Here is a 21917-nt window from a genome sequence, read left to right on the forward strand (position 1 = left end):
CAACGTGAGGAGCAGCCGTGCCTTTGCAGCCCATCCCCGACCTCGGTCCAGCGACGTTGGGTTTCCGCGCGAGCGGCACCATCACCGCCGACGACTACAAGAACGTCCTCGATCCGGCGATCAAAAACGCCGTTGACCACGAGGAACCGATTCGCCTGCTTTTCGTCCTCGGCAAGGATTACCAGGGGTATTCCCTCGGCGCGCTGTGGCAGGACTTGCAGCTGGTGAAGGTGCCGCGCGACATGTGGAGTCGCATCGCGGTGGTCACCGACAACAAGGGCATCACCGAGGCGATCCACCTTTTCCACTTCGCGCTGCCCGCCGAGGTGCGGGTGTTCCCGGTTGACGACGAAGCCGACGCGGTGGCGTGGTTGAACTAGAGCTTGCGACCGCGTAGCAGTCGGAGGCCGATTTCGAGGGTCGCGCCGAACACGGCGTGGCTCGTCGCTTCCCAGCACACCGCCGACAGCGGCATCTTCCACGGCGGTTGCTGCACCCCGAACAGTGGCAACAGCGTGGCGTGCGTTGTCCCGTAGAGGGCGAGCCCGGCCGGAATACCCAGCCCGCGCCCGATCGCGGGGCAATTCGCGGTCGCGACCCCATACGCGGCCCCGACAACCGCACCGAATCCGTAGTGGATCACCTGCTGAGCTTTGAGTTTCTCGCTTTTGTCGAGCGGTTTGCCGTAGACGGCTTCACTGAACTCGTTGGCGATGACGGCGGGCGGCATGTTGTCGAGGTGCCCGGCCGGATCGGCCCCAACCAACTTGAGCTGTTGTGGGGTTGGCGGAAAGAGCCGATCAAACGCTTTCTCCAGCATCGGCTCAGTGATCGACTTGACGGTAGAGGCAGCGAACGACACGATCGCCCCTTGCACCGCGGGACGCACAACCGCTTCTTTGAGTGATCCCATGCGCCCGAAGGTAGCCCCGCTTTTCGCACTACCCCCACCATCGCCGCAGATCAGCGGCGGGAACGTGATGTGATCGTGACGGGCAAGCGCACCACCAACGAACTAAACGTGACTTCGATCACATAATTCGGCTTCGCTAAACGGCGCTTCCGAATTGAAGGAAAAGTCGGCGCCACCGTCTTGTTCAAGTCTCGGAGGGTGGGCTGTTGTTGTTATCTAAGGGTCAAAACATCGCGCTGCCAGTGGATGTCGAGCGTATCGACGTTCTAATCGGTTGGCCTGAACGCGATATCGAAGTCGACGCGTCAGCGCTCCTACTTGGACAAGACAAGCGCGTTCGCGACGATGCCGATTTCGTGTTCTACAACCAGCCTGAATCACCGGACGGCGCAGTATCTTTCCTCGGCAGCAGCGTGACTGAGGAAGGCCGACAGGCCCGTCTGTCGATCAACTTGCTCGCCGTGCCGGTCGAGGTCCACTCCGTTGTACTCGCGGGCAGTGTCAGCAGCGGAACCTTCGGCGCCCTAGGCAAACTCTCGCTGCACATCGTCGATGCGGCAGGCGGCTCTCTCGCCGAATACCTCACCGCGGACGCCGACACGGAATCCGCGTTTGTCTTTGGCGAGGTCTATCGCCGTGACGGGGCGTGGAAAGTGCGCGCGGTCGGCCAGGGCTGGGACTCCGGATTGAGCGGTCTCGCAACAGATTTCGGTGTCACCGTCGAGGACGAGCCAGAGGTTGTCGAAGCGCCCGCGTCCGAAGCCGTCACCCCTGTGGCCGAAGCCGTTCCCTCGCCCGCCGCACCGGTCAAAGCCGGGGTGCGCACGGCAAAACGCCCTGTGCGGAAACCGAAGCCGATCACCTTCACCCAGGCAGAGTCCGATTCGTGGCAACCCGCGCGACTGTTCTCCGTCTTTGGCATCGGGGCGGGTGAGGAGCAGGAGCGCCGTACTACTTCGGCATTGATCTCGACCATGCAAGCGGTGCGGCCGTTCGCCCGGGCCATCTGCGCGCGACTCGGTGCCCCCGTCGGCGCGTTCGAGGGCTACATCGAAGTTCAGTACGAGGCTGGCGAAGCCAAGGTCATCCCGGACGCGGTACTGAAAGTCAGCAGAGGAGCGAGGCAGTGGACCGGGCTGCTGGAATGCAAAACCGGCGCCGGACGCCTCAAAAAGGAACAGCTCGAAAGCTACCTTGACGTGGCGCGACGACGGAAGTATGACGTGGTCGTAAGCCTGTCCAACGACATCCCCGCAGGGCCGGGTGAGCTGCCAGTTCAGGTTGACCGTCGCAAACTGACCAAGGTCGCGCTGCGACACCTCTCATGGGCCGAGGTCGCACACGAGGCACGAATGTTGCTCGCGCACAGCGACTTAGACGACCCGTTGCAGGTCTGGGTACTCGCCGAATTCCTGCGCTATCTCGACCACCCGCGTTCCGGCGCGGCGGAATTCGTCGATATGGGGCGGCATTGGGTTACCGTCCGCGACTCCGTCACCGCGGGCACGCTGCGCGCGGGCGATCAGAAGGCATTGGCTGTGGCCGACACCTGGGTCGCGCTGAGTCGCCACCTCGCGTTGCGACTCACCGCCGAGCTTGGCGTCGAGGTCAAGCACGTGTTAGCGCGCAAACATCGGGCCGACCCGGCGAGCAGGGCGGCGGCGGTAGCCGAGCGACTCGCTGCGGACGGGTCCTTCGAGGCAGTGCTGCGAATCCCCGAAACTGCTGGCGACCTGACTGTCGTCGCTGACATTCGCACCAACAAGGTGCGCTGCCGCACCACCGTCGCCGCACCCGATGAAGGCACCGCCACGCGGCGCGTCACGTGGTTGACCAAACAACTCGCCGACGCGCCAGCACAGTTGCGCGTTGAGGCGGTGTTTGCCGAACGCGGCGGCGAGACATGCGAAACACTGGAGACCCTCCGCGCCGAGCCCAAGGCGCTCGTTGACGGCAGAGCCGCTGAGATCGTCTCCTTCACGCTGGAACAGAGCTTCCCGATGGGCAGCAAGCGTTCGGGAACGGCGGCGAGTTTCATCGCAAGCGTCACCGCGGCGACGGACAGCTTCTATGGCACTGTCATGCAGCCGCTACGGGAGTGGGTTGGGGCTGCTCCTCGGCAGGTGGAGGTTGAATAGCTAACGGCCCGGGGCGAAGGTGAAGAGTTCGCCGACGCGGGTGGCTACTACTACCTCGCCCTTCGGGCCGATGGATGTGCCCGTTGTCGTGCCCGTCGCCGACGGGAGAGGGTCGGAGTCGACGGTGTTTCCTGTTGTCGTGTCGAAGGTGATCAGGTTCAGGCCAGCGCCGATCGCGGCCACCGTGTATGCCGTGTGGTCGGCCGCCACTGCCGGGGTGCCGCGCTGGTCGAGATCCTTTCGCGCCCAAGCGGTTTCGGCGTGGTCGCCCGCGTCGCGTACTGCCGTCAGGTAGCCGTCGTCGCCTGCCGGGATGAGGAGGTTGTCGGCTACCGCGATCGGGCCGCGTGGCGCCCACTCAAGCGGGGCGGTCCAACGTGGCTTGCCGGTTTCGGTGTCGACGGCGATGAGGCGCTTGCTGTTGTCGCCCACGTACACGGTTTTGCCGTCGGCCGACAGGGCAGGGCTCGTCGCGCTGCCGTCAACGAGGAATTCCGACGACCACAGCTGGCTCACCTTGCCGTCGGCGTAGCGCATCGCACGCAGGGCAGCAGCCGGGCGGCCCGGCTCCCACACCGTCACGAAAAACCGATCCGACGCATCGATTGCCACACTGTTCGCCACCGCGCAGCGGGCACCGCCGGTGACGCAGTCGTCGAGACCGTCGCCCGACGCGGGCCGCGTCAACCCGGGATACGACAGGAAATCGGCGTCGCCGAGCAACTGCGCGGTCGGCACCTTTCGCTCACCCGTTTGGCGACTGAGCACGTCGACCTGACCCGACTGTGTCACCGACAACACGTTGCCGTCGCTGGTGAACGCGAGCGCGGTCGGCACCCCGGCAACGGGCGTGCGCCAACGCGGCTGACCGAGGAAATTGAACGAGTTCACCGCGCCGTCGTCGCCGACATACACGTTCGACATGCCGTCAATGACGGTCGGCGACTCGATCGACGCGGGCCCAATCGGATTGCAGAACCGTTTGCGCCCGGTCGGGATCTGGAACGAAGCGACCGTGCACGGCCCGGCGTTAGTAGTAAGGAACAGCTGCCCGTCGCGGGCGATGGTGACGGGCTGCGCGATCGGTCCGCCAACCGGGCGCGACCACCGCAACGACATCGCGTCGCTGCCGCTCACCGACGTGACGCCGCTGTTGCGTCCGTCGTGGTGGACTGCGGGCCACCCCGTCCCGGCCCCGACGGTAATGTCGTCTACGTCGGTACCGCAGCCCGCCAACGCCAGCACGGCGGCGGCAGCGAGCGAGGCGACGACACGGGTCCGAGTTCGCACCTGCTGATCTCCCTGTCAGGTCGGCGGGGTTGCACCAGTTGTGGTGAGTTGGCGTGCGAACCGAAAGTACTCTGTGTAACCGACGACCGAACCCCCGGGTATAAGGAGAACACGTTCGTGACGAGCATGTGGGGTGCGCCCCTGAACGCGCGGTGGCGGGGATCGCGCCGCCGCGACCCGCAGCAGGCCAAATTCTTGACCCGCGACTCGCTGCGTTGGGTGCTCGCCAACCGCGCCTACACGCCCTGGTACCTCGTGCGGTACTACCGGTTGTTCAAATTCCGGCTTGCCAATCCCCACATCGTGTTGCGCGGCATGGTTTTCCTCGGCCGCAATATCGAAGTCCACGCGACGCCGGAACTCGCGCGCATGGAGATCGGCCGCTGGGTCCACATCGGTGACGGCAACGCCATCCGTTGCCACGAAGGTTCGCTGCGCATCGGCGACAAGGTGGTTTTCGGCAAGGACAACGTGGTCAACACCTACCTCGACATCGAGATTGGTGAATCGACCCTGGTCGCCGACTGGTGCTACATCTGCGATTTCGACCACCGCATGGACGACATCACCATGCCGATCAAGGACCAGGGCATCGTGAAGAGCCCGGTGCGCATCGGCCCCGACACCTGGATCGCGGCGAAGGTCACCGTGTTGCGCGACACCCGCGTCGGCCGGGGTTGCGTCCTTGGCGCGCACGCGGTGGTTCGTGGCGAGGTGCCGGATTACAGCATCGCCGTCGGTGCGCCGGCGAAGGTCGTGAAGAACCGCAAGGTCGCATGGGATTCGGCGGCTGAGCAGCGGGCGGCGTACGCGGCGGCGCTGGCCGATATCGAACGTAAGAAGAGCGCACCGGCCGAGGCGTAGCGCCCGACCAAGATCACCAGGCTCTCCGGGATTTTTCTACTCGACGTTTGTCTACCTGAGAGCCTGGTGATCTTGATGGATTGTCGGTGGGCGCGGGTAGCGTCGCACCCATGACCGAACGCTATGCCGCATTGCTGCGCGGGATCATGCCGAGCAACCCCAATATGCGCAATGAGAAGCTGCGCGGGGTGCTCGAAGGGCTTGGGTATGAGCGGGTCGCGTCGATTCTGGCCAGCGGCAATCTCACGTTCGCGACGAAGTCGACCGACCCTGCCGTGCTGGAAGATCGCATCCAACAAGCACTTTCGGCCGAGCTCGGCATTCCCGGCGGCACGCTGATCCGCAGCTATCCCGAGCTGCGCGACCTACTCGACCGCGACCCGTTCGACGGGCGCGTCCACGAGCGCGGCACCTATCTCACGGTCACGTTCTTCAAAAACGACGTGATCGAAGCGGATCTCAGCGAATTCGCCGACGACCCGCTCACCAAGGTGATCGGCTACGACCATCCCACCCGCGCCTTCCTCACCGTGCTCGACAACAGCACCGGGGTCACGCCGCCGTTCATGGGCCGACTCGAAAAGATCTACGGCAAAGACATCACCACGCGCACGTGGCTCACCGTGCAGCGGGTGGTGAAGAAGATGGAAAGCTAGGGAGTTTCGCAGAGGAACGCGACGCCGTCGCGGCCGATGCGGGTGAGGACCAGCGTAAATGGTTGCGTCCCACGGAGTTTGAGCTTCTTACGGAAGGCGTCGGGGTCGACGTCGACGCCGCGCACCAAGATCTCAAGGCGGCCGCAATCTCGGCGGGCGAGTTCCTGACGCAACGTCTTCTCGCGCAGGTCAAGCCGGTCGATGATACGGAAGCCGCGCACACCGTCGGGCACGGTGTCGCCGGTGAGGTAGGCGATGCGCGGATCTAGTTGCCACAGACCATGTTTCGCCGCGTAGTGGCGGACCAAACCCGCGCGCACGATCGCACCGTCGGGGTCGATCAGGAAGTCGCCGGGGGCGCGCTCGGGAATGTCGTCGGGCATCGCGTCGGTGAAAGTTGTTGCGCCGCCGTGGGAATCGAGGACCGTCGCGCGACGGGTCACGCCCGATTCAGCAAGCCCCGGCGACCACAGGCACGCCTCCTTCACCGCACCATCGAGCGAGACAACCTCGATCTCGCCTTGCCAATCGAGCGCGGCGAAGTCGAGCCCGGGTGCCGACTTCACGGCGATATCGCGGCCCGCGTAGGCGGTGAGCAGATCGGGAAGGGGCGGTTGGAGTTTCGCCGGATCGTGGGTGCGGCGACCGTCAGCGCGACGGGCTGGGTCGGCAATGATGACGGTGTCGCGCGACGTGGGTATGAGCGCATCAGCCTTGGCCAGCAACACCTTTCGCGCGGCGAGGTTATGGGCGGCCATCGCCAGCCGCACGTCATCGAGGTCGCTGCCGAGCACCGCCGGGCACATGGTCGACAACTCTGCGAGCTCCGCGCCAATCGAGCACGTCACGTCGTGGACAGCCCGCCCACCCAACCGCGCGGCACGATGTCGCGCGACTAACGCGGGCGTCGCCTGCTGCATCGCATCGTCAGTGAACAACCACCCAGCGCTGTCGGGCAGCTTCGCAATTGCCTTGCGGCGCAAGCGAACTGTCTCAATCAACGCTGCGGCACGCTCGCCGTAATCGCGACGCACCCGCTGCAAATCGTTCAGATGCGACGCCGGGGTGAGCGCGAGGGTGTCGACCTCAGACAGCGCGACCGCACCGGCCGCGCTGTCTAGGTAGGCGACATCGTCGCGCCCAAAGGCGTACCCCACTTACTTGCGCGCCGAATCCGGCTTCACTCCGGTGATCATCGCGTTGTAGAAGAACTCACGCGGGACAACCTTGCGCAGCACGTTCTCGTCGAGCCAGCTCAGGCCAAGCCACGCGCGGTACTGCGTGAGGCGGTAGGTCATGGTGAGCTTCTCGTCCGGCACGGCGGCTTCAAACGTGCGCACTGGCCAACCCCACAGGGCGGCGGCGAATTCTTCGGTGGTCGCCTTCACGTCGACCGCGCCCGCCGAGCGCGCCATGCGCTCAAGGTCGCTCGGGTCAAAGGTGTGCAGGTCGACGACGGCTTCGAGCGCGGCGGCACGCGAGGAATCGTCAAGCTCGGTCTGTGGCCGACGCCACCCCGAAAGGAACGGCAGCTTGGTGATCTCGGTCGTGATCTTCCACGTCGCCTGACCAAGGCGACGGGCGTAAAGGTTGCCGATGGTCGTCGGCTCGCCAGCGAAGACGAACCGGCCGCCCGGCTTGAGCACGCGCAGGCATTCCTTGAGCGCCAGCTCAACGTCGGGGATGTGGTGAAGCACGGCGTGGCCGCACACGAGGTCGAAGGTGTCGTCCTCGTACGGGATGGTTTCGGCGTCGGCGACGCGACCATCGACGTCGAGGCCAAGGTGCTCGGCGTTGCGCAGCGCGACCTTCACCATGCCCGGCGACAGGTCGGTGACCGAACCGGACTTGGCGACGCCGCCCTGCATCAGGTTCAGCAGGAAGAAGCCGGTGCCGCAGCCCAGCTCAAGCGCGCGCTCATACGGCAGCGGTGCCGCGCCGACGGCCAGGTCAAACCGACCACGGGCATAGGCGATACAGCGCTCGTCATAAGAGATCGACCACTTGTCGTCATAGGTCTCAGCTTCCCAGTCGTGATAAAGGACCTGGGCCAGCTTGGTGTCTTCGAGCGCTGCTTCGACCTGAGCCTGCGTGGCGTGCGGGTTTGGCGCCGGATCGTCGGAATGAACCGTCATAACAGTGCAGCCTAATATGAGAGGCCGCGCACGCGATCCCCGGTCTTGTTTGCGGGAATTCTTCCTAGACGATTGACCGAGGACTACTCGCCCGTGAACTCCGCGCTGTTGGGTCCGTCGGCTAGCACGCTGGCCGTTCCGGTCCGGGTGTCGGCGGTGTTGAACAGGGCAGACCACTCCGTCACCGCGCGCGAATGGCCGTGCGGACCCGCTTCGAAAACCGCTTTCGCGGCGGCCAGTGCGCGCGGGGAAGCGCGAACGAATTTCGACGCCCACGCGCGCGCCGCCTTCAACACGTCGTCGGGCGCGACGACCTCGTCGACGAGCCCCAACTTCAGCGCCTCGTCAGCGCCGACGTATCGGCCGCTGTAGACGAGGTCCTTCGCCTTACTTGGCCCGATCAGCAGCGACAGCTTGCGGATGCCAGCGAGCGGGATCAGGCCCGCTTTGATCTGCGGGAAGCCGAGCTTGACGTTGTCGCCGACGATGCGGTGATCAGCGCTCAGCGCCAATTCAAGCCCAGCGCCGAGGGCGTATCCGCTGATCGCGGCGACCGTCGGCTGCGGCACGTACGCGAGGCAGTTCAGCGCGCGTTGCAGGTCGGGGGCGAGGCGTGCCGCCTGGGCGGGGTCGAGGTCGGCGAGTTCGGCCATCTCGTCGCCCGCGCTGAAAACGCGCTCGTCGCCGTAGACGATCAACGCGGCGACCGACGGGTGCTCGCCCGCCGACCGCGCCGCCGCTTCAACCTCACGCGCGAGTTGCGCGTCGACCAAGTTCAGCGGTGGTCGGTCGATCCGCAACACGGCGACACCACGAGTGGGCGCGTCGGGCAGCTCAAGCGTGACGAATTCGGCCATGCGGCCAACTTACCGGGGGCCGAGGATGCCGCCGCCCGGGAGCATGGCGAAATAGCGTTCGTTGTCGGGGAAGTCGCTCAGCGGACGACCCGCGTCGCCGGGCCGATAGGTTGGCATGATCGGCGCGATTTCCCGCTCGGACGCGAGCACCGCCGCGGTGTCGGCGAAGGCGGCGAGGCTGTCGAGTTGCGACCATGTTGGCGGCATGAGGATGTCGACGCCGGAAGTCCAGCTGTTGATCGCGTCGGCTGGGGTGCGCCAAAGGACTTGCGCCGCTTCGGAAGTCTCACCGTCGGCGCGTTGACCTTCGGGCAGGACAGCGACGAAGAAGCGGGTGTCGTAGCGTCGCGGTTCGGCGAGCGGAGTAATCCAGTTCGACCACGGCCGCAGCAGGTCGGCGCGCAACACCAGACCTTCTTTCGCGAGGAACTGCGCGAGCGAAAGTTCGCGTCGCTCAAGCTGTCCGCGCGCTTGTCGGTAAACGCTGGAATCACTGACGACGGTGTCGGCGGTCGGGCCAGCGAGCAGCACGCCGCACTCTTCGAACGTCTCGCGAACGGCAGCGGCGACGAGCGCTTGGGCGGTGGGCTCGGTTGTCGCGAACCGCTCGGCCCACCATGCGGGCGACGGGCCAGCCCACGCGATATCGGCGGTGCCGTCGGCGGGATCAACGCCGCCACCAGGGAAAACGGTGACGCCGCCAGCGAAGGCCATGCCCTTAACCCGCCGCTGGAGGAACACTTCGATGCCGCTTGTCCCGTCACGCAGCAACATCACCGTTGATGCGTCCTTGGCCACTGCCGAACTCATGAGCACTCCTTCGCGCGGCGCCGATGCCGCTTTCGCACCATAGCCCGCGAAGGTGCGCATGACCGCCGATCTGAACACGGCGGTGACCGAATTGCTGGCTAACCGCGCCTGCGATGCCCTCCCGACCTGCGCGCTCGGCGGGCGAACCAGCGACCGTCGACTCGATCCAGGGCGATCGACTGGCTGAACGCGTCACTCAAATTCTCGGCCGTGAGGACGTCGTCAAGGAGGCCCTGGCTCACGACCTGGCCCTCCTTCAGCAGGAGTGCGTGCGTGAAACCCGGCGGGATTTCCTCGACGTGGTGGGTCACCAACGCCATCGCGGGCGCGTCGGGGTCGGCGGCCAAATCGCCAAGGCGCTCAACGAGTTCCTCGCGACCGCCGAGGTCGAGGCCGGCGGCGGGTTCGTCGAGGAGCAGCAGTTCTGGGTCGGTCATCAGTGCTCGTGCGATCAGGACGCGCTTGCGTTCACCTTCCGACAAGGTGCCGTAGGTGCGGTCCGAAAGATGTTCGGCCCCAAGGGTTTCCAGCATGTCGATGGCGCGTTCAGTGTCGATGTCGTCGTAGCGTTCCCGCCACCGACCGAGCACCGCGTACCCGGCGGAGACAACAAGGTCGCTGACTTTCTCATCGACCGGAATGCGACTCGCCACCGCGGCCGACGACAAGCCGATGCGCGGCCGTAGTTCGTTGACGTCGACGCGACCCATGGTCTCGCCCAACAGGTTCGCGCGGCCAGCGGTGGGGTGCAGTTCGGCGGCGGCCATCCGCAGGAGCGAGGTTTTGCCAGCTCCGTTGGGGCCGAGGACCACCCAGCGTTCGTCGAGTTCGACCTGCCACGTCACCGGGCCGACGAGGCTGCGCCCGCCGCGACGAATGGTGACATCAGAGAAGTCGATGAGCAGATCAGGATCGGGATCGGGTTGCGACACGCGCTCCATCTTGGCCCACCGCGCGGCTCAGCGGAATGACCGACCCCGAAGCGATTCGTCGGGAACCCGGCCGATCGATGCCGCGCCGCAGCATTCGGGCCGCGATCACCGAGACCGGGATCGAGATGAGCGCCCAACAAATCAAGATCACCACGATGGTTGTTAGCGTCATTGCGAACCTCCCCGTGTCTCTGTGAGCTCGGTACAAGTCGCAGTAGCTATACCCGCAAATGAGCCGCGTCATGTGTTGCTGGCCCGGCGCGTCGGGAAAACCGCAGGAAAGTGCCGGTTTCGCGGGGTTTACGCGGCGCCCTGGACGGCGTCGGCCCCGAGCGGGGCCGCTTACATCGGCTCACTTTCTGGGCGGGCACGCCGATCACGGTCATCGACCCCGGCACGACGTCGGTGAAATCCGCAGCACGCTGCCGAATCCCGACCGCCTTCACCCCGTCAACCAGGCACACCGATCACGGTCATCGAACCAGGCGCGACCTCGGTAAAGCCCGCGTCGCGCACGGCGATCGCGCGACCCGCTTTCACCTCGTCGACCAACGACGCCCACTCCCCCGCGCTCGCCGAGCGCACCGAGCACGCGAAGTCGCGCTTCGCCCATTCGGCGACCACCTCAACCGGCAATGCCCCCGCCAACAGCATCGACGCGTGCCCCACCTGCGCGGCGGCCTTGCCAACCGACATCTCAAGCGACTCGTTCACCCACAGCACCGGCAGACCGACCGGAGGCGCGGCGGGCTGATCGTGTTCGAGGTCGGTTCCCCCGATTTGCAGCTTGCGCACGCGCGGGTCGATCTTGCCAACCGGGCCGGGCACGAACGCGCGCGCTTGCGCACCGTTGACCTCAACCGTCACGCCGGGCACGTCCTGCGCCGCGGTCCACTGCGCCCCGCGCGCCCGTCGCGCGACTTTGCGGATGCGCGACCGCTGCCACGCCAAATACCGGGCTTCCCACTCCCCGCCAGGCCCCGAACGCGGGTCGAGGCACACCGCCAGCGCGGCCGACGCGGCGGCGGCGAGCACATCGCTGCGCGCGGGCGGGTCGACTTTGGGCAGGTGCAACACCATCTGCATGGCCTGCACGAGCAGCGGGTCGTCGGGGTCACCCGACCCGCCGTAGCCGCGCGCTAGTTCGGCGTGGCGCGCGCGGAACGTCGCGAAGTAGTCGAGGACGGGAAGTGGTTCATTCATCGCCAAGCAAGCCTAATCAGACCAGTCAGCTACGGCGACCAGGGCGCCCGTCGGGAACCATTGCCGACCGGTTGCCACGTTATTGTTTTGACACGCCAACTCCAAATTCGAAGCGCGACACGGGGATAGAATTGCCCGGTGCGTGAGGCTCGACGGGGAGCGTCGTCGCATTCTTTCTCGCCCTATTTTCGCGTTTCCCTAGGGGGAATCATGCGCATTCTTTTGCTCGCGAGCGCATTCAATAGTCTTTCGCAACGCGTATTCACTGAGTTGCGTGCGCGCAATCATGTCGTCGGGGTCGAACTTGCCTTGAGCGACAGCATCATTCGCGCTGGCGTCACGCGTTTTCAACCTGAGTTGATCATCGCGCCCATGCTCACCACCGCAGTGCCAGAAGACATTTGGCGCACGCGCCCAGTCTTGATCGTGCACCCAGGACCGCTCGGCGATCGCGGCCCGTCATCGCTCGACTGGGCCATCACCATCGGCGCGCGCGAATGGGGCGTCACCGTGCTGCAAGCGGTCGCGGAAATGGATGCGGGCCCGGTCTGGGCAACGGTCCCGTTCCCAGTCACAGCGTGCGGCAAAAGCGAGTTGTACCGCACCGAGGTGGCAGACGCGGCCGTCGAAGCCGTGCTGCTGGCGGTCGCGCGCTTCGCCTCGGGCATCTTCCGACCGCGCCCACTCGACTACACCGAGCCCGACATTCGCGGCCAAGAACGGCCCTATTTCAGCCAGGACCGCAGGCAGCTCGACTGGCAAACCCAGCCAACCCGCGACATCCTCCGCACCCTGCACGCCGCCGATTCGCAGCCGGGTGTGCTCGACGAACTCTGCGGTCGCCAGTTCTACCTGCATGGGGCGCATCCCGAGGATCGCCTGCGCGGCACGCCCGGTGCGGTGATCGCGACACGGGAGGGTGCGATCTGTCGCGCGACCGTCGACGGTGCGGTCTGGCTGACTCAACTGCGCGAAAGAAGCCCTGGCCGAAGGGCTTTCAAGCGGGCTGCGGCCGAGGTCATCGAGCTAAGCCAGGTGCCCGAGGTCAAGGTGAGCCCAACCGAAGCGGCCAGTCGCAAAACCTTCACGCACGTAAGGTATTTCGAACGCGACAACGTGGGCTATCTCGAATTTTCCTTCCGCGGTGGTGCGATGAATACCGCCGCGTGCGAACAATTACTCGCCGCCTACCTGCAGGCTCGCGAACAGGCCGTCGACGTCATCGTGCTGGGCGGCCCGCGCGACTTCTTCTCCAACGGCATCGACCTCAACACCATCGAAGCCGCGAACGACCCCGCGATGGAGTCACTACGCAACATCAGCGCGATGAATGACCTGGTCGAAGCGATTTTGACGACGACGGACAAGCTCGTGATCTCGGCACTCGCGGGCAACGCGGCAGCCGGCGGGGTGATGCTCGCCATCGCCGCCGACGAGGTGTGGTGCCGCGAAGCCGTCGTGCTCAATCCGCACTACGTGCTCATGGGCCTCTACGGTTCGGAATACTGGACTTATTCACTGCCGCGAAGAGTGGGACACGCGACAGCGAAAAGACTGACCTCCCAACCACTTCCGCTCAATGCGCGCGCCGCAGCCGCGCTGGGATTGGTTGATCGCGTTATCGCAGGCGACGCTGCGGGATTTTCCGCGCGCGTCCATCGCGACGCAACCATTCTCGCGCGCGACCCGGATTTGACCACTCGCCTTGTCGAAAAGAAACGTCGCCTCGCCGCCGATCAGGCCGACAAACCACTGCGCGTTTATCGCGCGGAAGAAATGGCGCGCATGCGCGAGAATTTCTTTGGGACGCGAAGTACTTATCACGATCTTCGCCGCAAGTTTGTTTACGGCGAGAAACCGATTGCTACGCCCGCCTATTTGCGCGGTTAGCGCACCTGGACCTGCAGCGAGAACGTGGGGTCTGGGTTGGTCGGCGGCCGGTTCGCCGCGGTGAAAACGAACTCGACCTGCGTGACCCCGTTTTGGATCGCGCGGAAGGCCCACACGGTCGCGTTGCCGTCGGCTTGCGGACCGCCGTCGGGGATCAGCGTGCCGGGGTCTTCGTTGACCTGTACCCACGTCGACAGCGAGTCGGGGTTTTGCGGCAGCCGGACCGTGAGCCGCTGACCAATGACCATGTTCACCGTGGTGTTGTTCGCGCTTTCGTCGACGCTGATCGGGCCAGCTACCACGGCCGATGTCGTTGTCAGCGGCAAGCTCGACGGGGTGATGTCGGTGTCGCCGGACTCATCCTTCGCGCATCCGATCGCGAGACCCGCGACCACCCCGACAACAAGAACAAACCCAACTGCACGCACCGCGACCTCCCGGTTGCCGACCGTTAGCTCTCCGAGTTCCCTGAGGGTAACCGGAGGAAGTCGGCGAACCGGGCAGGCGCGCTAGCGACCGAGCAGCGGCACGCGGCGCACGCCACCGTCGCGGGCATCAGCTGCTTCGACCTCACCACGCGTGACACCGAGGATGAACAGCACGGCGTCGAGGTACGGGTGCGACAGCGCCGCGTCGGCGACCTCGCGCAGCGCGGGCTTGGCGTTGAACGCGATGCCGAGGCCGGCGGCATTGAGCATGTCGATGTCGTTCGCGCCATCGCCAACGGCGACGGTCTGTTCCATCGGCACGCCCGCTTCGGCGGCGAACTTACGCAGCGCGACCGCCTTGAACGCCCGGTCGACAATCTCGCCGACAACGCGGCCGGTGAGTTTCCCGTCGACGATTTCGAGGGTGTTCGCCTGCACGAAATCGAGTTCAAGCTCGTGCGCGAGCGGCTCGATAACCTGGCGGAACCCGCCGGAAACCACGCCACAGCGGAAGCCAATGCGACGCAGCGTGCGGATCGTCGTCCGCGCGCCGGGGGTGAGTTCGATGCGGTCGGCGACCTCGTCGATCACTGATTCGTCGAGTCCCTCAAGCGTCGCGACGCGCTGCCGCAGCGATTCGGCGAAGTCGATTTCGCCGCGCATCGCGGCCTCGGTGACCTCGCGAACCTGCTCTTCGACACCCGCGTGTGCGGCGAGCATCTCGATGACCTCGCCCTGAATGAGCGTGGAGTCGACGTCGAACACGATGAGTCGCTTCGCGCGACGAGCAAGACCAGCGCGCTCGACGGCGATGTCGACCTGTTCGGAAACGGCGACGTCGGCCAGGGCCGTGCGCAGTCGGACCTCGGTGTCGGCGCCGGAATCGGGCGCGGTGACGCCCAGTTCCATGCCGGTGACCGGGTAGTCTGCGATGCCGCGAATGGTGTCGATGTTGGCGCCGAGGCTCGCGAGCTGACGCGAGATCGCGCTGAACGCGCGCGCGGTGACCGGCGAACCAAGCACCACGATCGCGTGCGTCGACATCGGCGGCTTGCCGATCTGCGCGTCGACCGAAACGTCGACCTGCATGCCGACGGTGTTCATCGCCTCTTCGAGGTCGTCCTGCAACGCCTCGGGATCGTTAGGGCACGACACAAGCACGCCAAGCGTGAGCCTGCCCCTGATGACGACCTGCTCAACATCAAGCAAGCTCACCCGATGCCGTGACAGCGCCGCCAGCAACACCGAGGTGACGCCAGGCCGGTCAGGGCCGGTGACGGTCACGAGAACTGTGGTGTCGGCCAAGTCGATCTGCTCCGTTCGATTACCCACAAAAAAAGCATGCACCCGCTGGTCACCCAGCAGGTGCATACCTTAGTCGTTCGGCGGGTTTGCTTACTTGGTGGCTACCGCGCCGTCGTGTGCGTGCGCGTTGTGCTTGGCAGAACCCCAGCCGACGTGCGCTTCGGTGCGCATCTTGTCGACCATGTGCGGGTAGTGCAGCTCAAACGCGGGACGCTCGGAGCGAATGCGCGGCAGCTCGTAGAAGTTGTGGCGCGGCGGCGGGCAAGTGGTTGCCCATTCAAGCGAGTTGCCGTAGCCCCACGGGTCGTCAACGGTGACAACCTCGCCGTAGCGGTAGCTCTTGAACACGTTCCAGATGAACGGGAGCATCGAGGCACCGAGGATGAACGCGCCGATCGTGGAGATCGTGTTCAGCGTGGTGAAACCATCCGACGGCAGGTAGTCGGCGTAGCGACGCGGCATGCCCTCAGCGCCCAGCCAGTGCTGCACGAGGAAGGTGGTGTGGAAGCCGATGAACGTGGCCCAGAAGTGCCACTTGCCGAGACGCTCGTCCATCATGCGGCCGGTGATCTTCGGGAACCAGAAGTAGATACCGGCGAAGGTGGCGAACACGATGGTGCCGAAGAGCACGTAGTGGAAGTGCGCGACAACGAAGTACGAGTCGGTGACGTGGAAGTCAAGCGGCGGCGAGGCGAGGATGACGCCGGAAAGACCACCGAAGAGGAAGGTGACCAAGAAGCCGATCGACCACAGCATCGGGGTTTCGAACGTCAACTGACCGCGCCACATCGTGCCGATCCAGTTGAAGAACTTCACACCGGTCGGAACCGCGATGAGGAACGTCATGAACGAGAAGTACGGAAGCAGCACCGCGCCGGTGGCGTACATGTGGTGCGCCCACACCGCGATCGACAGCGCCGCGATACCCAGCGTCGCGTAAACGAGGGTGGTGTAACCGAAGATCGGCTTGCGCGAGAACACCGGGAAGATCTCAGAGACGATGCCGAAGAAGGGCAGCGCGATGATGTAGACCTCGGGGTGGCCGAAGAACCAGAACAGGTGCTGGTAAAGCAGCACGCCGCCGTTGGCCGGGTCGTAGATGTGGCCACCGAGGTGACGGTCGTAAGCAAGGCCGAACAGCGCGGCGGTGAGCAGCGGGAACGCGAGCAGCACGAGCACCGAGGTGACGGCGATGTTCCAGGTGAAGATCGGCATGCGGAACATGGTCATACCGGGGCAGCGCAGGCAGACCACGGTGGTGAGCATGTTGACGCCACCGAGGATGGTGCCAAGACCCGAAACGGCGAGACCAAGAATCCACAGGTCAGTGCCGACGCCGGGCGAGTGCAGGATGTTGGTGAGCGGCGTGTACGCCGTCCAACCGAAGTCCGCGGCACCGCCGGGGGTGATGAAGCCCGCCGTCGCCATCGTGCCGCCGAACAGGTACAGCCAGTAGCTGAACGCGTTCAGACGGGGGAACGCCACGTCAGGCGCGCCGATCTGCAGCGGCAGGATGATGTTGGCGAAGCCGAACACGATCGCCGTCGCGTAGAACAGCAGCATGATCGTGCCGTGCATGGTGAACAGCTGGTTGAACTGCTCGGGCGAAAGGAACTGCAAACCCGGACGGGCGAGCTCGGCGCGCATAAGCAGCGCCATAAGACCGCCGACCAGGAAGAAGCTGATCGCCGTCACCAAGTACATGGTGCCGAGCACCTTGGGGTCGGTGGTGGTGACCGCCTTGTAGAGGAACGACCCCTTGGGCCCAGTCCGAGCCGGATAGGGTCGAGTCGCTTCCAGCTGAGGGACTGGCCTGGGCTCTACCGCAGTCACTGATCCTCCTGAAGATGCCTGTACGTCACTCGCAGCGCCCGCTACTTAGACAGCAACAGGACATGCGTTGGGATGAATCGTAAACCGTGGCGCTGCCGCTTTCCGCGCGGGTCCTACTCTGTGTCGTATTCGGCGCGCCGTAGTGGAATTCGCGCTTGCCGCAGTCGATGCCAGCCCGACGCTACGCCGCAGGTGAGGCGCTCGCGGACCCTCGCGGCGATGAGTTTCGCGGCCTCACCACGTCTGTATCGTTGACCGTGCGTTCGACCGTTTGCCACTCGCACGGCCCCCTGTTGACTAAGCATGAGGAGTCGCAATGAGCTACCAAGCAAAGCCCGGTGATCCGAACTGGGTCGACCTCTACACCTCCGATCCGGCCGGTGCCGCCGCGTTTTACGGCTCACTGTTCGGCTGGTCCGCCGAAAGCAACGAAGAGTTCGGCGGGTATATCCGCTTCAGTAAAGATGGCGCCGCCGTCGCTGGTGGAATGGGTCGACGCGAGGACGACGGCGACCCGTACCCGGACCGCTGGACTATTTACCTGGCGACCAACGACGCCGCCGCGACGGCGAAGAAGGCCGAAGCCGACGGTGGCAGCATTGTTCTTGAGCCGATGGTCGTCGGCGATTTGGGCACGATGACGGTGCTCACCGACGTTGGCGGCGTCGCCGTCGGTGCGTGGCAGGCCGACCAGTTCCCCGGTTTCGGAGCCGTCGGCAACGTGTCCGGAGGTGTGTGGCGCGACGCCGCCGGGCTGCCGTCCTGGTTCGAACTGATGACCCGCGACTACGAGGGTTCGCTGAAGTTCTACCATGATGTCTTCGGCTGGACCGACACCCTCACCATCGCCGACACCCCCGAATTCAAGTACACGACCATCCACGCGACGTCACCAATGGTTGGCGGAGTCATGGACGGCAACGGGCATCTGCCCGAGGGCGTACCGGGCGCGTGGACGGTGTACTTCGGATCCGACAACGTGGACGCGACCGTCGAACAAGCCGTCGCGCTTGGCGGCAGCGTCGTTTTCGAGCCGATGGAAACGCCGTACGGGAAGTTGGCCGGTTTGGCCGACCCGTCGGGCGCCCACTTCTGTGTTGGTGGGACGGCTACGACTTCGTGAGCCGTCGCTTTGGTCCCGCGCACTGGTAGGTGCGTGGGACCGTACGCCCCGGGGGGGCGTGGGCTGGGCGGCCTGCGACTCGCGGGTCCAGCCTCGCGCACTGCTAGCACGTGGCACGCACGCGTCACGTTGGCGCCCGCCGCGAGCGCGCTGCGCGAAGAATGCTGGGGGCGTGGGCTGAGTTTGGCCCCGATCGGCGGGGCGAGCCCGGCACACTGGTAGGGCGCGTCACGTCGGCGCCCACCGCGAGCGCTGCGCGAAGAATGCTGGGGGCGTGGGCTGGGTTTGGCCCCGATCGGCGGGGCGAGTCCGGCGCACTGGTAGGGCGCGTCACGTCGGCGCACGCCAACCGCGCTACGCGAAGATCGCCCCGAGGGCGTGGGCTACGGCGGTCCGCATTACCCTCGTGCGCATGGCGCTGAGCACCCGATTCCGTCGTGTCCGCGTGCGTGGTTCGCGGGGCGCGGTCCTTGCGGTTACGGCACTGTGCGCGGTCGCGATGACGGCTGGGTGCGCCGAACAAGTCGATGACGCGTCGACCATCGTGCGGACGACGACCAATATCGCCGGTGCCGGGGTTGTTGGCGTCCAGCGCGACACAACTACCGCGTGCCCGCTACCGAGCGCGGCCGACCCGGCATCGGGACCAACCCGCAGCGTCACCAATGCCAACGGAGTCACGCAGATTCCGGCTGATCCGCAGCGCATCGTCGCGCTCACCCCGGCGGCCATCGACGCCGCGTGCGCGCTTGGGTTGTGGGAGCGCGTCGTTGGCGCGGTCACCCTCGACGGCGAACGTCCGCAGCCGGTGTATTTGGGCTACGGCATCCTCAAGTCGCCGACGGTCGGCCCGATCGGCAACCCCGATCCTGCGAAAATCGCCGCGCTCAAGCCCGACGTGATCCTCGGCGATGTCGCGAGCAATAGCGCCGAGCTGAGCGCGATCGCCCCGACCGTGCTCGTCGGCGCGAATGACAGCTGGCAGTCCGATTTCGTCGCTTACGCCGCTGGCCTTGGTCGCCGCTCGGTCGCCGAGGCCGCACTTGGCGCTTACCGCGCCGAGGCGAAGGAGGCGGGTGTCGCGATCAACGCGGCGCAGTCCCAGGCGTCGGTGCTGCGCTTCACCCCAGACGCCATCACGATCCAGGGCACGAATTCCTTTGCGGGACAGGTCCTTTCCGATGTTGGTGTGCAGCGCCCCACCCCCCAGCGCGGCCCTTCGTCCCCAGTCGCCATTGACGAACTAAGCAAGCGCGGCGAGGGCGACATCATCTACGTGATGTTCGGCCGCGACGGCTCGAGCGCGTCGGATGCTTCGGAGCAGTACGGCCGAAAAGTATTGAAGTCGACCGAGTTTGGCGAGTTGGGCGCGGCGAGCGACAAACGGGTATTCGCGGTCGACGATTACGTGTGGCACGGCTGGGGCCTCACCGCGGCCCGCGCCCTCGTGACCGATCTCAAGGCGAGTTTGAACGGGTACGTGACGGACTAGCGCGGTAGCAACTGTATGGTTGCGTCAGCAGTGGCATTTTCGTGCAAGTTCAGGGCCGGTAGCCCCGAATTGGCCCATCCGAGCGCGAACGTGCACGTTTATGCCATCGCGGACGCAACCAGATGGTTGCGAAGGTCCCCACTGCCGACGCGCGGGACGCTAATCGAACCGAATCGTCGCGATCATCTCGCGCGCTAACTCCTCAGGATCGCTAGTCCCCGCCAATACTGAGTCAGCCAGCGCACCCTCGCGCCACAGCGTCGCGAATCCGTGCACCACCGACCACGCTGCCAACTGACTCGCCCGTTGCCGCGCGACCTCCGGATTCGCTTGTGCCCCTTCCATTCCGGCACGCAACGACACACCTGATCGCTCACGAGCCGCGAGCAACTCCGGGTCGTCGGCACGCAAAACCTCTCGGCGGAACATCACGTCGAAGCGCCCGGGGTTCCTCAATGCGAAGCGGATGTAGGCCACCGCGATGTCGCGCAAATCCGGGCCCGCTGCCGCCAATTCCGTTGCGAGCAAATCGAATCCCTGCACCGCGAGCGCGGTAAACAAGCCCGCTCGGTCGCCGAAATGATGCGCGGGCGCGGCATGCGACACCCCCGCCCGCCGCGCGAGCGCTCGCAGCGAAACCGCCTCAATTCCCTCGCTCGCGATCTGCTCGGCGGCCGAGTCGAGCAACACCGTGCGCAGGTCACCGTGGTGATAGCCGGTCTTGGTCATCCCTCGATAGTCGCCCACAATCTTGTCATTGACAAGTTCGCCGCGCGGTGGCAATCTTGTCGGTGTCAAGATTGGAGTGTCCCGATGGCACCTTTTATCGTCCTCGTCGTCGTCACATTGATTGCCCGCATCGCGGGATTCGCCGGGGTGGAGTGGCTGGACTCCTTGCCGCACGCGGTCACCGTCGGCCTTGCCGCGATGTTCCTGCTCACCGCAAGCGCCCACTTCCTCGAACCGCGTCGCAGCGCGCTGATCGAGATGGTCCCGCCGAAGCTCCCCAACCCGACCGCACTCGTCACGCTGACGGGTGTCTTAGAAATCGCGGGCGCGATCGGCCTGCTCATCCCGCCGACGAGCACCCTGGCGGCAGCATGCTTGTTCGTCCTTCTACTCGCCCTCTTCCCAGCGAATGTCCATGCGGCACAGTCTGATTCAGGGATCAAGACAATGCCGCTCCCGGCGAGGGCCGCCCTCCAAGTTCTGTTCTTGGCGGCCTGCGCTGTGGTGATCGTCGGATAGTTACCCGTTCGGCCACCCACCATTGCGACTGCTTGGGTCAGGACGGTTGTCGACGGCTAGGCGCTGAATCCCTAGCCGCTCGGCAAAGAGGTGTCGCTGCACAAACCACCCTGCCGCCGACAGCGCGATCCAGATCACCGTCGTCGCTACTTCCTGTGCACCTGACTCGGGGTGCACCAAGAATTCGAGCGAATCGCTCATTCGCCCAACACCGCTCAACACCATCGACGCACCGCCGATCGACGTCAACCACAGCAGTGCGCGGGCCCGGAACTTGTCGGCGAGGAAAGCGCCAGCCACACAGGTCGCGAGGATCACGATCATGCTCAGCGCCCAATTGTTGGCACCCGGTTGCAAGACATTCGCCAGCTTCGCGCCGACCATCGCGCCAGTGAGACCGCCGATGAAGTACGACGCGAACCGGAAGACAAGCGACGTCACCACCCACGCCGAAACCGCGCCGACGAGCGCGAACAGCAGCAGCGTCCATAACGACGCGTTAAACAGGTCGGCGATCTCCCACCCCAACCCGAAGCCGATCGCGAGAATGCCCAGGTGGACTGAGCGAATGCCGTAAAAACACAGCAGCAAACCGACTAGCGCGACGACAATCCCGTTCATCAGCAACTCCTCCGCGACGCGATACCCCATTCGCAGGGTAAACCCGCATCGACGGCGCGCCGCCCGACAACATGCGCCCTGTCCGGTAACGACCCAGCCACCAAACCGGCTGGTAGCCGCGAAATTGCTACCATGGCGCTACTAGCTCGACGACCCAGTTCGCCCGTCGAAGGAGCCAA

At 65.3% G+C, this 21917-nt stretch carries 22 protein-coding genes; 9 read left to right on the plus strand and 13 right to left on the minus strand.

Annotation, left to right across the window (positions count from 1 at the left end; all coding sequences use genetic code 11):
* Window positions 1–17 precede the first annotated feature (17 nt).
* On the plus strand, window positions 18–380 hold the full coding sequence (locus IEX78_RS07255; RefSeq protein ID WP_188827977.1) for a SpoIIAA family protein: 363 nt from the start codon (window positions 18–20) through the stop codon (window positions 378–380).
* Here IEX78_RS07255 and IEX78_RS07260 read toward each other — a convergent pair.
* Complete coding sequence (locus IEX78_RS07260; RefSeq protein ID WP_188827978.1) at window positions 377–913, minus strand: DUF1440 domain-containing protein; 537 nt, start codon at window positions 911–913, stop codon at window positions 377–379. The two genes, IEX78_RS07255 and IEX78_RS07260, sit on opposite strands and share 4 nt — an antisense overlap.
* Window positions 914–1119: 206 nt before the next feature.
* Here IEX78_RS07260 and IEX78_RS07265 point away from each other — a divergent pair, with 206 nt between their 5' ends.
* Complete coding sequence (locus tag IEX78_RS07265; RefSeq protein WP_373291524.1) at window positions 1120–3051, plus strand: TerD family protein; 1932 nt, start codon at window positions 1120–1122, stop codon at window positions 3049–3051.
* Here the strand turns inward: IEX78_RS07265 and IEX78_RS07270 are convergent, their stop codons facing one another.
* Complete coding sequence (locus tag IEX78_RS07270; protein WP_188827979.1) at window positions 3052–4341, minus strand: outer membrane protein assembly factor BamB family protein; 1290 nt, start codon at window positions 4339–4341, stop codon at window positions 3052–3054.
* Between the two features lie 126 nt (window positions 4342–4467).
* On the opposite strand from IEX78_RS07270, the gene IEX78_RS07275 reads away from it, so the two are divergent.
* Window positions 4468–5205 (plus strand): acyltransferase, encoded by a 738-nt coding sequence (locus IEX78_RS07275; RefSeq protein WP_188828303.1) that lies wholly within the window; start codon window positions 4468–4470, stop codon window positions 5203–5205.
* Between the two features lie 110 nt (window positions 5206–5315).
* Complete coding sequence (locus IEX78_RS07280; RefSeq protein WP_188827980.1) at window positions 5316–5861, plus strand: DUF1697 domain-containing protein; 546 nt, start codon at window positions 5316–5318, stop codon at window positions 5859–5861.
* Here IEX78_RS07280 and IEX78_RS07285 read toward each other — a convergent pair.
* From IEX78_RS07285 to IEX78_RS07305, 5 genes are all read right to left on the minus strand, one after another.
* The gene (locus tag IEX78_RS07285) at window positions 5858–7018 is read right to left on the minus strand and encodes a class I SAM-dependent methyltransferase (protein ID WP_188827981.1); all 1161 of its coding nucleotides are present in this window, start codon (window positions 7016–7018) and stop codon (window positions 5858–5860) included. The two genes, IEX78_RS07280 and IEX78_RS07285, sit on opposite strands and share 4 nt — an antisense overlap.
* Complete coding sequence (locus IEX78_RS07290) at window positions 7019–7996, minus strand: class I SAM-dependent methyltransferase (protein WP_188827982.1); 978 nt, start codon at window positions 7994–7996, stop codon at window positions 7019–7021.
* Between the two features lie 83 nt (window positions 7997–8079).
* Window positions 8080–8853 (minus strand): enoyl-CoA hydratase-related protein, encoded by a 774-nt coding sequence (locus IEX78_RS07295; RefSeq protein ID WP_188827983.1) that lies wholly within the window; start codon window positions 8851–8853, stop codon window positions 8080–8082.
* 9 nt (window positions 8854–8862) lie between these two features.
* Window positions 8863–9663, minus strand: a complete 801-nt coding sequence (locus IEX78_RS07300; RefSeq protein ID WP_188827984.1) for an NUDIX hydrolase — start codon at window positions 9661–9663, stop codon at window positions 8863–8865.
* A gap of 98 nt (window positions 9664–9761) precedes the next feature.
* Window positions 9762–10604: an ABC transporter ATP-binding protein gene (locus IEX78_RS07305; RefSeq protein ID WP_188827985.1), complete on the minus strand. Its 843-nt coding sequence runs from the start codon at window positions 10602–10604 to the stop codon at window positions 9762–9764.
* Window positions 10605–10630: 26 nt separating this feature from the next.
* Here IEX78_RS07305 and IEX78_RS07310 point away from each other — a divergent pair, with 26 nt between their 5' ends.
* The gene (locus IEX78_RS07310) at window positions 10631–10792 is read left to right on the plus strand and encodes a hypothetical protein (RefSeq protein ID WP_188827986.1); all 162 of its coding nucleotides are present in this window, start codon (window positions 10631–10633) and stop codon (window positions 10790–10792) included.
* 253 nt (window positions 10793–11045) lie between these two features.
* Here IEX78_RS07310 and IEX78_RS07315 read toward each other — a convergent pair whose 3' ends face one another.
* Window positions 11046–11798: a peptidyl-tRNA hydrolase gene (locus IEX78_RS07315; RefSeq protein WP_188827987.1), complete on the minus strand. Its 753-nt coding sequence runs from the start codon at window positions 11796–11798 to the stop codon at window positions 11046–11048.
* Window positions 11799–12008: 210 nt separating this feature from the next.
* On the opposite strand from IEX78_RS07315, the gene IEX78_RS07320 reads away from it, so the two are divergent.
* A complete protein-coding gene (locus IEX78_RS07320; RefSeq protein WP_188827988.1) occupies window positions 12009–13688 on the plus strand; it encodes a hydrogenase maturation protein in 1680 nt (559 codons plus the stop codon).
* On the opposite strand, the gene IEX78_RS07325 is transcribed toward IEX78_RS07320, so the two are convergent.
* The 3 genes from IEX78_RS07325 to ctaD form a co-directional block, all read right to left on the minus strand.
* Window positions 13685–14116 carry a protease inhibitor I42 family protein gene (locus tag IEX78_RS07325; protein WP_188827989.1) on the minus strand — a complete coding sequence of 144 codons (432 nt, stop codon included), beginning with the start codon at window positions 14114–14116 and terminating at the stop codon, window positions 13685–13687. The genes IEX78_RS07320 and IEX78_RS07325 overlap by 4 nt on opposite strands.
* Before the next feature lie 81 nt (window positions 14117–14197).
* Entirely contained in the window at window positions 14198–15427 is a 1230-nt protein-coding gene (serB, locus tag IEX78_RS07330) for a phosphoserine phosphatase SerB (RefSeq protein WP_188828304.1), read from the minus strand.
* A gap of 84 nt (window positions 15428–15511) precedes the next feature.
* Window positions 15512–17254: an aa3-type cytochrome oxidase subunit I gene (ctaD, locus tag IEX78_RS07335; protein ID WP_188827990.1), complete on the minus strand. Its 1743-nt coding sequence runs from the start codon at window positions 17252–17254 to the stop codon at window positions 15512–15514.
* 316 nt (window positions 17255–17570) lie between these two features.
* Between ctaD and IEX78_RS07340 the strand changes: the two genes are divergently transcribed.
* Window positions 17571–18377: a VOC family protein gene (locus tag IEX78_RS07340; RefSeq protein WP_188827991.1), complete on the plus strand. Its 807-nt coding sequence runs from the start codon at window positions 17571–17573 to the stop codon at window positions 18375–18377.
* A gap of 412 nt (window positions 18378–18789) precedes the next feature.
* Window positions 18790–19869, plus strand: coding sequence for an ABC transporter substrate-binding protein (locus IEX78_RS07345; RefSeq protein ID WP_188827992.1), 1080 nt, complete (start codon window positions 18790–18792; stop codon window positions 19867–19869).
* 159 nt (window positions 19870–20028) lie between these two features.
* Here the strand turns inward: IEX78_RS07345 and IEX78_RS07350 are convergent, their stop codons facing one another.
* Window positions 20029–20598: a TetR/AcrR family transcriptional regulator gene (locus IEX78_RS07350; protein ID WP_188827993.1), complete on the minus strand. Its 570-nt coding sequence runs from the start codon at window positions 20596–20598 to the stop codon at window positions 20029–20031.
* 84 nt (window positions 20599–20682) lie between these two features.
* Here IEX78_RS07350 and IEX78_RS07355 point away from each other — a divergent pair, with 84 nt between their 5' ends.
* Complete coding sequence (locus tag IEX78_RS07355; RefSeq protein ID WP_188827994.1) at window positions 20683–21117, plus strand: DoxX family protein; 435 nt, start codon at window positions 20683–20685, stop codon at window positions 21115–21117.
* On the opposite strand, the gene IEX78_RS07360 is transcribed toward IEX78_RS07355, so the two are convergent.
* Window positions 21118–21738 (minus strand): TM7S3/TM198-like domain-containing protein, encoded by a 621-nt coding sequence (locus IEX78_RS07360; RefSeq protein ID WP_188827995.1) that lies wholly within the window; start codon window positions 21736–21738, stop codon window positions 21118–21120.
* Window positions 21739–21917 lie beyond the last annotated feature (179 nt).

The sequence above is a fragment of the Nocardia camponoti genome (genome assembly GCF_014646135.1).
GTDB classification, from domain to species: domain Bacteria; phylum Actinomycetota; class Actinomycetes; order Mycobacteriales; family Mycobacteriaceae; genus Nocardia; species Nocardia camponoti.

Bases quoted from the DNA above. Each gene is read 5' to 3' on its own strand.
- IEX78_RS07260 (WP_188827978.1), bottom strand. From the start codon at position 913: ATGGGATCACTCAAAGAAGCGGTTGTGCGTCCCGCGGTGCAAGGGGCG.
- IEX78_RS07275 (WP_188828303.1), top strand. From the start codon at position 4,468: ATGTGGGGTGCGCCCCTGAACGCGCGGTGGCGGGGATCGCGCCGCCGC.
- IEX78_RS07280 (WP_188827980.1), top strand. From the start codon at position 5,316: ATGACCGAACGCTATGCCGCATTGCTGCGCGGGATCATGCCGAGCAAC.
- IEX78_RS07290 (WP_188827982.1), bottom strand. From the start codon at position 7,996: ATGACGGTTCATTCCGACGATCCGGCGCCAAACCCGCACGCCACGCAG.
- IEX78_RS07295 (WP_188827983.1), bottom strand. From the start codon at position 8,853: ATGGCCGAATTCGTCACGCTTGAGCTGCCCGACGCGCCCACTCGTGGT.
- IEX78_RS07300 (WP_188827984.1), bottom strand. From the start codon at position 9,663: ATGAGTTCGGCAGTGGCCAAGGACGCATCAACGGTGATGTTGCTGCGT.
- IEX78_RS07305 (WP_188827985.1), bottom strand. From the start codon at position 10,604: ATGGAGCGCGTGTCGCAACCCGATCCCGATCCTGATCTGCTCATCGAC.
- IEX78_RS07310 (WP_188827986.1), top strand. From the start codon at position 10,631: ATGACCGACCCCGAAGCGATTCGTCGGGAACCCGGCCGATCGATGCCG.
- IEX78_RS07315 (WP_188827987.1), bottom strand. From the start codon at position 11,798: ATGAATGAACCACTTCCCGTCCTCGACTACTTCGCGACGTTCCGCGCG.
- IEX78_RS07320 (WP_188827988.1), top strand. From the start codon at position 12,009: ATGCGCATTCTTTTGCTCGCGAGCGCATTCAATAGTCTTTCGCAACGC.
- IEX78_RS07340 (WP_188827991.1), top strand. From the start codon at position 17,571: ATGAGCTACCAAGCAAAGCCCGGTGATCCGAACTGGGTCGACCTCTAC.
- IEX78_RS07345 (WP_188827992.1), top strand. From the start codon at position 18,790: ATGGCGCTGAGCACCCGATTCCGTCGTGTCCGCGTGCGTGGTTCGCGG.
- IEX78_RS07350 (WP_188827993.1), bottom strand. From the start codon at position 20,598: ATGACCAAGACCGGCTATCACCACGGTGACCTGCGCACGGTGTTGCTC.
- IEX78_RS07355 (WP_188827994.1), top strand. From the start codon at position 20,683: ATGGCACCTTTTATCGTCCTCGTCGTCGTCACATTGATTGCCCGCATC.
- IEX78_RS07360 (WP_188827995.1), bottom strand. From the start codon at position 21,738: ATGAACGGGATTGTCGTCGCGCTAGTCGGTTTGCTGCTGTGTTTTTAC.